The organism is Kitasatospora sp. NPDC002551, from assembly GCF_040296005.1.
In the GTDB taxonomy this organism is placed as follows: domain Bacteria; phylum Actinomycetota; class Actinomycetes; order Streptomycetales; family Streptomycetaceae; genus Kitasatospora.
The window spans coordinates 24,650-35,479 of record NZ_JBEOWI010000069.1; the positions used below are offsets into that span (position 1 = coordinate 24,650).

Annotated in this window: 8 protein-coding genes; all 8 read right to left on the reverse strand. The window is 72.7% G+C overall.

Annotation, left to right across the window (positions count from 1 at the left end; genetic code table 11):
* Window positions 1-79 precede the first annotated feature (79 nt).
* Complete coding sequence (locus tag ABT093_RS35650; RefSeq protein WP_502884387.1) at window positions 80-1,459, reverse strand: NDP-hexose 2,3-dehydratase family protein; 1,380 nt, start codon at window positions 1,457-1,459, stop codon at window positions 80-82.
* Window positions 1,453-2,439 carry an aldo/keto reductase gene (locus ABT093_RS35655; RefSeq protein WP_350571399.1) on the reverse strand — a complete coding sequence of 329 codons (987 nt, stop codon included), beginning with the start codon at window positions 2,437-2,439 and terminating at the stop codon, window positions 1,453-1,455. Before ABT093_RS35655 ends, ABT093_RS35650 begins: the two co-directional genes overlap by 7 nt.
* A gap of 157 nt (window positions 2,440-2,596) precedes the next feature.
* A complete protein-coding gene (locus ABT093_RS35660; RefSeq protein ID WP_350571401.1) occupies window positions 2,597-3,334 on the reverse strand; it encodes an ABC transporter permease in 738 nt (245 codons plus the stop codon).
* A gap of 32 nt (window positions 3,335-3,366) precedes the next feature.
* A complete protein-coding gene (locus tag ABT093_RS35665; RefSeq protein WP_350571402.1) occupies window positions 3,367-4,278 on the reverse strand; it encodes an ABC transporter ATP-binding protein in 912 nt (303 codons plus the stop codon).
* 215 nt (window positions 4,279-4,493) lie between these two features.
* On the reverse strand, window positions 4,494-5,096 hold the full coding sequence (locus ABT093_RS35670) for a dTDP-4-dehydrorhamnose 3,5-epimerase family protein (protein WP_350571403.1): 603 nt from the start codon (window positions 5,094-5,096) through the stop codon (window positions 4,494-4,496).
* The gene (locus ABT093_RS35675) at window positions 5,093-6,343 is read right to left on the reverse strand and encodes an activator-dependent family glycosyltransferase (RefSeq protein ID WP_350571404.1); all 1,251 of its coding nucleotides are present in this window, start codon (window positions 6,341-6,343) and stop codon (window positions 5,093-5,095) included. Before ABT093_RS35675 ends, ABT093_RS35670 begins: the two co-directional genes overlap by 4 nt.
* A gap of 114 nt (window positions 6,344-6,457) precedes the next feature.
* Complete coding sequence (locus ABT093_RS35680; protein WP_350571406.1) at window positions 6,458-7,255, reverse strand: thioesterase II family protein; 798 nt, start codon at window positions 7,253-7,255, stop codon at window positions 6,458-6,460.
* A gap of 105 nt (window positions 7,256-7,360) precedes the next feature.
* Window positions 7,361-10,830 (reverse strand): type I polyketide synthase (locus tag ABT093_RS35685; RefSeq protein ID WP_350571408.1); only part of this gene is annotated, 3,470 nt, incomplete at its 5' end.

Here is a 10,830-nt window from a genome sequence, read left to right on the forward strand (position 1 = left end):
TGAAGGCCGGGGAAACCGGACGGCCCCGTCCGCCGCGCCGCCCTGCGGGGCCGGTGGCGCGGCGGACGGGCAGGGCCCGCTAGAGAAGCACCGGGGCGTCCACGCCCTGGAGGCAGGCGATCAGCGTGCGGGCCTCGACGTTGAGGTAGTGGCTGTGCCGGATCAGCCCGGCGAGCTCCGGGACGGGGATCCACCGGTAGTCGGGTCCGAGGTCGGACTCGCGCAGGCCGGGACCGGCGTCGAGGACGAGGTAGCGGTTGCGGGCGTGGTAGAAGCGCCCGCCCTCCTCGGAGAGCACCGAGTCGAACAGCACCCGCTCGGGCGGCGCCGCGAGCACGCGGTCGAGGAGCGGCGGCCGGGCGGCGGCCGGCAGCCGGGTGTAGTTCTCGGGCGTGCACTGGACGGTGGGCGCGAGCTCCAGGACGTCGGTGTACCCCGGTTCCATCCGGGCGTGCACCAGGGCCTGCAGGGTGCCCTCCACGCGGCGGGTCAGGAAGGCCGACAGCCCGGTGCCGTGCGGCGCGATCATGGGCTGGGACCAGCTGCGGACCTCGCGGCCGCCGGCTTGGACGTCCACCGCGATGACGCTGAAGAAGCCGCCGCTCTCGTGGGATATCCGGTCGCCCGAACGCCGCCAGTGGAGGACCTTGTCCAGCGGGATGCGCTCGGCGTGCGGCTCGTACCGGGTGCGCGCCTCGGTGATCCAGCTGAGCAGGTCGGTGCCGACGGTGGCGGCCTGCGGGCCGGCCCCGCCCGGCTCGCACCCCTGGAACGGGAAGGGCAGGCAGGCGAGGACGCTGCGCGAGTCCATGTTGACCAGGTCCTCGACGGCGAGCAGTTGGTGCAGCTGCCGCAGGGTCAGCCAGTGGAACCCGTCCAGGACCTCGACGTCCTCGTCCACCTCGATGATGATGTTGCGGTTGCGCTTGCGGTAGAACCAGCAGCCCTGCTCGGACTGGCGCACGTCGGCGAGGGTCCGGTACCGCCCGGGCTGCTGGAAGTACTCGACGTAGGGGACGGCCGCGCCGCGGTGGACCCGGGTGTAGTTGCTGCGGGTGGCCTGCACGGTCGGCGAGAGCTGCAGGCCGTTGCAGTTGCCGGGCTCCATCTTGGCCTGCATGAGGAAGTGCAGCACGCCGTCGAACTCCTTGGCGATGATGCCGAGGATGCCGATCTCCGGCTGACGGAGGATCGGCTGGGTCCAGTTATCGACCGGGCGGCCCGGCATGCTGACGTCCAGGCCCTCGACGGTGAAGAACCGGCCGCTGTCGTGGACGAGGTTGCCGGTCTGCGGGTCGAAGCCCCATCCGCGCATGGCCGCGAACGGGATGCGCTCGATTCTCGACTCGTCGGCCCGGCGGCGCCCGTCGAGCCACTCGTGGAAGGCGGACAGCGTGACCGTGGAGCTGTCGGCCGCGTGCGCGGAGCGCGCGACGCGGGTCGCGAGGGCGTTCACCAGGCCCACGCCTCGGGGCCGGGCCCGCCGTTGCCGATCGGCGGGAACAGCCGGTCGAGCTCGGCCAGCACCTCGTCCGTCAGCTCCAGCCGCATGGCGTTCAGGGCGCTCTCCAGCTGGCCGAGGCTGCGCGGGCCGATGACCGGGGCGGTGATCCCGGGCCGGGACATCACCCAGGCCAGGCCCACCTCGGCCGGGTCGGCGCCGAGGCCGGCGCAGAGCTTCTCGTAGGCGGCGACGGCGTCGCGGTGCTTGTCCAGCGCCTCCATCGCCCGGCCCTGCGCGGTCTTGACGGCGGTGCCCTCCTCCAGCTTGCGCAGCGCGCCGCTCAGCAGGCCCCCGTGCAGCGGCGACCAGGCGAGCACGGCCACCCCGTAGCGCTGGGCGGCCGGGATCAGCTCCAGCTCCACGTAGCGGGTGACCAGGTTGTAGACGGACTGCTCGGAGACGATGCCGAGGAAGTTGCGCCGGGACGCGGCTTCCTGCGCCTCGGCGATGTGCCAGCCGGCGAAGTTGGAGGAGCCCACGTAGCGGACCTTGCCCTGTTGGGTGAGCATCTCCATCGCCTGCCAGACCTCGTCCCAGGGGGCGTGGCGGTCGATGTGGTGCATCTGGAAGAGGTCGATCCAGTCGGTCCGCATCCGGCGCAGCGAGGCCTCGCAGGAGGCGATGATGTGGCGGGCGGACAGGCCGCCGTCGTTGGGGCGCTCGCTCATCGGGTTGAACACCTTGGTGCCGAGCACGACCTGGTCGCGGCGTCCGCCGCCCTGGGCGAACCACTCGCCGAGCAGTTCCTCGGTGAAGCCCTTGTGGACCTGCCAGCCGTACTGGTTGGCGGTGTCGAGGAAGTTGATCCCGCGCTCCAGGGCGCGGTCCATGATCTCGAAGCTCTCGTCCTTGGTCGCCCGGACGCCCAGGTTCAGCGTGCCCAGGCAGAGCCGGCTCACCTGGAGGGCGGTGCGGCCGAGGTAGGTGTACTCCATCTGCGATTCCTTTACCGGTACGGGGTCGTCGTGGTGGAGCTGCAAGATTTGTTGCGTACCTGCCACACCTGTCGCCGGGCGGGGTCCGGCGCCGCCCCGGCCGGGGCTCACCGCCGTCGGGGACGGCGGCGGCCCGGCGGCCGGGACGGTTCCCGGCTCACTGCCAGCGGAACAGCCTGGCCGCCAGCACGCTGCACAGGGCGCCGACGGCCGCGAGGACGGCCAGGTGCAGGGTCTGCGGCCACTGCCCCTCCCAGGAGTCCCGCAGCGCCTGCAGGGTGGCGCCGAGCGGGGTGTAGTCCCCGATCCTGGCGACGGCGTCGGGCAGCTGCTCCTTCGGGAGGAACACCCCTCCGAAGAACAGGCTGGGGAAGAGCAGCGACAGGCCGATCGAGGTCGCCGCGCGGCTGCCCGGCGCGATCGCGGCGACCACCAGGCCGACCGAGAACAGCGCCCAGGCGCCCAGGGCGAAGGTCAGCAGGAAGGCCGGCACCTGCTCCGGCAGCGCCGTGTCGAACGCGAACCGCCCGACGCCGAGCACCAGCAGCGCCGCGACCACGGCGGTCGCCAGGTTGATGACGAGCTGGGCGAGCAGCAGGTTGACGGGGTGGACGGGACTGGCCGCCATCCGGCGCAGGATGCCCTTCTCCCGGTAGGTCGCCAGGGTGGTGGGCAGCAGGTTCAGCGACAGCATGGTGAGGCACATCGACATCGCCATGGCCGGGACGAACGCCGCCATCGCGGCCTTCTGGTCGGCGGTGTCGTCCGAGTTGGTGGTGATGATGTGGAAGATCTCCAGCAGCATGATCGGCAGGGCGATCACGAAGAAGACCGCGGTCGGGTCGCGGAGGAAGAGCTTCGTCTCGACGAGGGTGAGCTGGGAGCGCCCGGTCATGCCTGTTCTCCTGGTCATCGGGGTCACGGGGGTCAGTTCGCGGCCGGGGCCGTGCCGGTGAGCTTCACGAAGGCGTCCTCCAGCGTCGGCTGTTCGAGGCGCAGCTCGCCGGGGACGATCCCGTGCCGGGACAGCACCGAGACCACCGCGTACACCAGGTTCTCCGTGCCGGTGACCGTCACCCGGGCGTTGGCCCGGGTCACCGAGGTGACCTCGGGCAGCGCGGTCAGCAGGGAGTCGTCCAGCGGGTCGGAGGGGGTGAAGCGCAGGCGCTGCTCGGACTCGGCGGCGGCGATCAGGCCGGCCGGGGTGTCGAGCGCCGCCAGCTGCCCGTCCCTGATGACCGCGATCCGGTCGCAGAGCCGCTCGGCCTCCTCCATGAAGTGGGTGACCAGCAGCACCGTGACGCCCTGGGCGCGGACCCGCTCGATCAGCTCCCAGGTCTCCCGCCGGGCCCGGGGGTCGAGCGCGGTGGTCAGCTCGTCGAACACCGCGATCCGGGGGTTGCCGACCAGCGCCAGGGCGATCGACAGCCGCTGCTTCTGGCCTCCGGACAGCTGGCCGAAGCGGCTGTCGCGCTTCTTCTCCAGCCCCCAGTCGGTGATCAGGCTCCGCCAGTCGGCCGGGTCGCGGTAGAAGGTGCTGTACATCTGCAGCGCCTCCCAGACCTTGAGCCGGGGCGGCAGTTCGCTCTCCTGCAGCTGGATGCCGATGCGCTGGCGCAGCTGCTCCTTGTCGTGGTGCGGGTCGAGCCCCATGACCGAGACCTTGCCGCCGTCGTACCTGCGCAGGCCCTCCACGCACTCCACGATCGTCGTCTTGCCCGCGCCGTTGGGGCCGAGGATGCCGAATATCTCGCCCTCCTCCACGGCGAAGGAGACGTCGTCCACGGCGACGTGGTCGCCGTAGGTCTTGCGGAGTTTCTCGACCTCGATCACCGGCATGCCTTCTCTTTCTTCCTCCACCGGGATTCCTTACCTGTGCCGCCGGAGGCGGGCGTTCCCGCGCCGGGACCGCGCGAAGCGGCGATCCGGCCGCCGGAGGACTTCCGCCCGGTGAACGGCACGGCTCCACCGCCGGATGCGGGGGTCAACCGGACGGTGGAGCTGTCGCGATGACGCGGCGTCAGTACGTCGGTTTGCCTCGGTACTTCGGCGGGTCAGTGCGTGCGAAGTGCAGCGTAGCGCGCCTGACAGGCGCCGTAGTCCGGCAGTGCGCCGGCCTCCCGGGCCTGCCGCAGCGTCGGCGCGTTCCGGTCCCGGTCCGACACCAGGGGCGTGATGTCCTGCGGCCAGGGCAGGGCGAGCTCGGGATCGAAGGGGTCGATCTCGTGCTCCGCGGCCGGGTTGTACTCGGTCGAGCACAGGTACGCGGCCACGGTGTCGTCCTCCAGGGCCATGAACGCGTGTCCCAGCCCCTCGGGGAGGTACACCGCCCGGCAGGTGACGGCGTCCAGCACCAGGGAGTCCCACTGCCCGTAGGTCGGCGAGCCCGCCCGGATGTCCACCACCACGTCGAGCAGCGAACCACGGGTGCAGGTGACGAACTTGGCCTGCCCGGGCGGCACGTCCGCGAAGTGGATCCCGCGGACCGTGCCGCGCCGCGACACGCTGTTGTGGTACTGCCCCAGCCGCAGCGGGTGCCCGACCGCCGCCACGAAGGCGGACTCGGTGTAGCTCGCGCAGAACGTCCCCCGCGCGTCGGGGTGGACCGCCGGCGTGAACGCGAACGCCCCGCCGACGGCCAGCTCCCGGACGTTCACGAGCGGTGCTCGGCCGTCAGCTTCTCCAGCACCGGAACCAGGTCGGCCGGGCTCGGCGTGGCCTGGATCTCCGCCCGCACGCGCTCGGCGTTCTCCTTGAAGGACGGGTCGCCGAGCAGCCGCTCGATGCCCTCCCGCACACCCTGGGCGGTCAGCTCGCGGGCGTGGGTGTGGATGCCGATGCCGGCGTCCTCCAGGGCGGTCGCCTTGTTCCACCAGTCCGCGAACCGGATCGGCGCCATGAACTGCGGAACGCCGTTGACCAGCGCGGTCGTCCAGGAGCCGAAGCCGCCGTGGTGCAGGATGACCGAACAGCTGGGGAGCAGCGTGTGCAGCGGCACGAAGTCCACCAGGCGGGCGTTGTCCGGCACCCGCTCCAGGCCGTCGGAGATCTCCTTGGGCAGCGCCGCGATCAGCTCGATGTCGAGGTCCGCGACGGCGTCCAGGATCTCCTGGATCGGCACGAAGGAACCGCCCAGCGCACCGAAGGAGACACCGGAGGTCAGGCAGACCCGGGGGCGCTGCGGCGTCTCGCGGACCCACGCCGGCTCCACCGCCGGACCGTTGTACGGCACCCAGCGCAGCGGCACGCGCTCGACGTCCAGCGGCAGCTGGAGGCTGTCCGGGATCTGGTCGATGGTCCACTGGCCGGTGGTGACCTCCTCGGCGAAGTCACAGCCGTAGCGGGCCAGCAGCTCGGTCAGCCAGGCGGCCAGCGGGTCCTCGCGCTGGTCCTCCGGCTGCTGCTCCATCAGCTCCAGGAACGCCGAGCGCATCTTCGAGTAGATGTCGACGCACCACAGCATGCGCGCGTGGGCGGCGCCGACGACCCGGGCCGCCACCGGCGCCGCGTAGGTCAGCGGGTCCCAGACGACCAGGTCCGGCTGCCAGTCCCGGGCCAGCGCCACCATGTCGTCGACCATGCAGTCGTTGTAGATCCGGTAGGCGAACTGGGTGCTCATCCGGTACTTGGTGAGCACCTTCTCCCAGGTCTGCTGATCCGCGTACGGCTGCGACCAGTCCGAGATCTCGTTCTCCAACTGCTCGTGGTGCATGGCGAACATCTGGTGGATGTTGTGGTCCGTGCCGACCGAAACCGCGGTGAGACCGGTGCGGCTGATGGCCTCGGTGAGGGAGGGGTTGCTGGCGACCCTCACCTCGTGGCCGGCCGCGGCGAAGGCCCACGCCAACGGGACCATGGTGTACAGGTGGGATTTCTCGGAGACGGTGGCGAACAACACGCGCATGTGCGTTTCTTCTTTCCTTGGGTCCCGTTACGCGGATTCAGCAAAGCCGAGCCGGAAGGGCGGCGACAACCCCTACCGACCCCTGTACTGGTGGGAGTTGAGTTCAACAGGAATTCAGCCGCCGGCGACCTCCCGCGGCGGCAGCATCGTGATCGGGTTACGGGCGATGAGGAAATCCGACACGGTGTTCACGACGGCGGCCTTCTGGTCGCTGAGGTAGAAGTGCCCGCCGGGGAAGACCTGGAGGTCGAAGGTCCCCGAGGTGTGGTCGCCCCACGCCGCCACGTCCTCGACGTCGACGCGGATGTCGCTGTCGCCGCCGAGCCCCACGATCGGGCAGCGCAGCGGCGGCCCGGGCACGTAGCGGTAGGTCTCCGCCGCCTTGTAGTCGCTGCGGATCGCGGGCAGGGCGAAGCGCAAGAGTTCCAGGTCGCCCAGAATGCGCGAATCGGTGCCGCTGAGCCGCTGCAGCTCCGCCACGATGCCGTTGTCGTCCAGCAGGTGGATCTCGTTGCTGCGGTGCTGCGAAGGCGCGTTGCGGCCGGAGGCGAACAGGGCGGCCGGCACGACGCCGGACTCCCGCTCCAGCAGCCGGGCCACCTCGAAGGCGACGCTGGCGCCCATGCTGTGGCCGAACAGCGCCAGCGGCAGGTCCGTCCACCGGGTCAGCACGGCGTGGATCTCCCGGGCCAGCTCCTGGACGCTCTCGACGGGCCGCTCGGTGCGCCGGTCCTGGCGCCCCGGGTACTGCACGGCCAGCACCTCGACCCCCGGGGACATCTCCTCCGACATCGGGAAGAAGAAGCTCGCGGAGCCTCCGGCGTGCGGGAAGCAGACCAGCCGCACCGTGGCCTCGGGCTGGGGGTGGAAGCGGCGCAGCCACAGGCTGTCGTCGCCGGTCGGCGATGCCATGGTGGTGGGGGTCCCTTTCGGTCTCACCGGTCGTGCCGGTAGTGGTCGGATGCGAACCGTGTGACGGGACCCGCCGCCGCGCGGAGGAGCGGCGGCGGGTCGTGCTCAGCGGGTGCCGTCCTGCCGGGGCAGGGCCGAGACCCAGGCCTCGACGGCGGCCGCGGTGGAGGCCACGTGGTCCTCCATCACGCTGAAGTGGTTGCCCTGGACGTCGACGACATCGTGGGGCAGGTCCCAGAAGGAGCGCCACGCGCCCGAGGCCGCCGCGGCGGCGCCGCCGGACAGCGGCTGCTCGGCCCGGACGAGCAGGGTGGGCGCGTCCACCGGCCGCGGCTCCCACTCCTTGCAGATGTCCAGGTACCAGCCCATCGCCGTCAGCCGGTCGTCGTCCATCGCGACGAAGGTGCCCTCGCGCTCCGTCATGCCGTCCATCAGGGCCAGCCCGAACTGGTTGACGAAGTTGCTCTTCGGCACGTACGTGTCCACCAGGACGACACCGGCCGGACGGACGCCCAGCTCCTCCAGCCGGCCCGCCGCGGCCTGCGCGAACCAGCCGCCCGCCGACGTGCCGAGCAGCACGAACGGCGCACCGTCCGCGGCCTCGGCGACCGCGGCCGCCTGGGCCTGGACGACGGCCTCCATCGTCGTCGGCAGGCTCTCGTCCCGCACGAAGCCGGGCAGCGGGAGCGCCGACACGTCGCGCAGCCCCCGGAAGGACGACGCGAACCGCGCGTACTGGTGCAGCCCGGCCAGGGCGAGGCACGAGGGGAGGCAGAACACCTGGGTCGGCGCCTCGCCCCGGGCGAGCTTGATCGGCGTCGGCGGCTTGTCCAGCTCGGCGGCCGAGCCGAACTGCGGGCGCAGCGCGGCCACCGCCCGCAGCAGGTCGAACGCCTCGCCCCACTTGCCGCGCTGGAAGGCGCCCATGTACAGCGAGCTCAGCGTCGCCGAACCGCCCGCGCCGGCGGCCGGGGCGGAGCCCGCCGGCTGCGCCGCGCGGTCCGCCGTGGCGGGAGCCTCGGCCAGCTCGCGGCGCAGCCGCTCCGCCAGGTCGGCCGGCGTGGTGTGGTCGAAGGCCAGGGTCGCGGGCAGCCGCAGCCCGGTGGCGGCGTTCAGCCGGTTCCGCAGCTCGACCGCGGTGAGCGAGTCGAAGCCGGAGTCCACCAGCTGGTGGTCCTCGGCCACCGCCTGCGGACCCGCGTGCCCCAGCACGGCGGCCACGTGGGCCCGCACCAGGTCGACCAGCACGGCGAGCTGCTCGGCCTCCGGCAGCGCCGCGAGGCGCCCGGCCAGGGACGGGCCGTCCGTACCGCCCCCGTCGCCGGCGGTCCCGGACGCGGCCACGGCCCGACGGGCCGGGGTGCGGACCAGGCCGCGCAGCACGGCGGGAAGGGCGACACCCGAAGCACCGGTGCGCAGCGCGCCGGTGTCGATCCGGATCGGCACCAGCAGCGGGTCACCGAGGCCGAGCGCCGTGTCGAACAGCCGCAGGCCCTCCTCGGACGACAGCCCGCCCACACCGGCGCGCGCCGCCCGGGCGAGGTCACCGGCGTCCAGCGCGGCGGTCATCGTGCTGAGCTCGTCCCAGGGTCCCCAGGCGAGCGAGGTGGCGGGCAGCCCCTGGCCGCGCCGGCTGTGCGCGAACGCGTCCAGGAAGGCGTTCGCCGCCGCGTAGTTGGCCTGGCCCGCACTGCCCACCACCCCGGCCGCCGAGGAGTACACCACGAAGGCGGCGAGATCCAGGTGACGCGTCAGCTCGTGCAGGTTCAGCACGGCGTCCACCTTCGGCCGCAGCACCGCGTCCAGCCGCTCCGGCGTGAGCCCGTCGACCAGGCTGTCGTCGACGACACCCGCCGTGTGCACCACCGCGGTCAGCGGACGGTCCGCCGGGATCGCGGCGATCACCCCGGCCAGCGCCTCGCGGTCGGCGGCGTCGCAGGCCGCGACGGTCACCTCGGCGCCGAGGCCGGCGAGTTCGGCCCGCAGCTCCTCGACGCCCTCGGCCTCGGTGCCGCGCCGGCTGGTCAGCACCAGCCGGCGCACGCCCCGCTGCCGGACCAGGTGCCGGGCGAGCAGGCCGCCGAGCAGGCCGGTGCCGGTGATCAGCACGGTGCCGTCGGCGTCCCACCGCGGCGCCCCGTCCTGCGGAGCGGACGCCACCCGCGCCAGGCGCGGCACCGACAGCCCGCCGCCGCGCACCGCCACCTGCGGCTCGCCGGACAGCAGCGCCGCGCCCAGGGCCCGGCCGGAGGACGCGTCCTCGTCGACGTCGACCAGCACGAAGCGGTCGGGATGCTCCGACTGCGCCGCCCGGACCAGACCCCACACGGCGGCACCGGCGAGATCGGACACGCCCTCACCGGGCGCGGTGGCGGCGGCGTGCCGGGTGACGAACACCATCCGGGACGACGCGAAGCGCTCGTCCGCGAGCCACGACCGAACCAGCGCCAGGGCGCGGTGGGTGGCGCTGCGCACCGCCTCGGCGCTCTCGGGCGCGGGCGGGCAGGAGACGAGCACCATCACGGGCGCCGAACTGCCCGAGGCGACGGCACCGGCGAGGGCGTTCAGGTCGGTGTAGGACTCCAGGGAGAACCCGAGTTCGTCCAGGACCTCCGTCTGCTTGAGGTCGTCCGAGCCGACCAGGGCCAGCCTGGTGCCGGACGGCTGCTGCGCCGGGGCCGGCAGGGACGGCCAGTCGAGCCGGAACAGCGTCTCCTCGCCGGCCGGACGGGCGGACCCGAGCTGCGCGGGCGACATCCTGCGCAGCACCAGGGCGTCGATGGCGGCGACCGGGCTGCCGGCGGCGTCCGCGACGGTCACCGCGACGGCGTCGGTGCCGGCGGCACCGATCCGCACCCGCAGCTCCGTCGCCCCGGAGGCGCGCAGGGACACGCCCGTCCAGGAGAACGGCAGGCGGCCTTCGCCCTCGCCGTCGGCGGAGCCGGAGCCGCTGTCGAGGATCGAGCCGAGCGCGATGCTGTGCAGGGCGGCGTCGAGCAGGGCGGGGTGGAGGCCGTAGGAGGCGGCGGTGGCGTGGTGGTCGTCGGGGAGGCGGACCTCGGCGTAGACGGTGTCGTCGGTGATCCAGGCCTTGCGCAGGCCCTGGAAGGCGGGGCCGTAGGCGAAGCCGCCGTCGGCGAAGCGCTGGTAGAGGTCGTCGACCTCGACCGGGGTGGCGTTCTCGGGCGGCCAGACGGTCCGGAGGTCGTGGGAGTCCGGGTGGGTGGTGTGGCCGAGGACTCCGCTGGCGTGGCGGGTCCAGGGGTGGTCGGGGTCGGTGGTTTCGGGGCGGGAGTGGATGGTGATGGTGCGGGTGCCGTTGTCGTGCGGGGCTTCGGTGGTGATCTGGAGGACGACGGCGCCGCGTTCGGGGAGGATCAGGGGTGCTTCGAGGGTGAGTTCGTCGATCTGGTCGCAGCCGACGCGGTCGGCGGCCTGGACGGCGAGTTCGAGGAAGGCGGTGCCGGGGAAGAGGATCATGCCGGAGACGGCGTGGTCGGCGAGCCAGGGCTGGGTCTGGACGGAGAGGCGGCCGGTGAGGATGAGGCGGTCGCTGTCGGCGAGGGGGAGGGTGG

Coding starts and splice junctions, on each gene's coding strand:
- ABT093_RS35680 (WP_350571406.1), bottom strand. CDS start 7,255: ATGGCATCGCCGACCGGCGACGACAGCCTGTGGCTGCGCCGCTTCCAC.
- ABT093_RS35675 (WP_350571404.1), bottom strand. CDS start 6,343: ATGCGCGTGTTGTTCGCCACCGTCTCCGAGAAATCCCACCTGTACACC.
- ABT093_RS35655 (WP_350571399.1), bottom strand. CDS start 2,439: ATGGAGTACACCTACCTCGGCCGCACCGCCCTCCAGGTGAGCCGGCTC.
- ABT093_RS35665 (WP_350571402.1), bottom strand. CDS start 4,278: ATGCCGGTGATCGAGGTCGAGAAACTCCGCAAGACCTACGGCGACCAC.
- ABT093_RS35660 (WP_350571401.1), bottom strand. CDS start 3,334: ATGACCGGGCGCTCCCAGCTCACCCTCGTCGAGACGAAGCTCTTCCTC.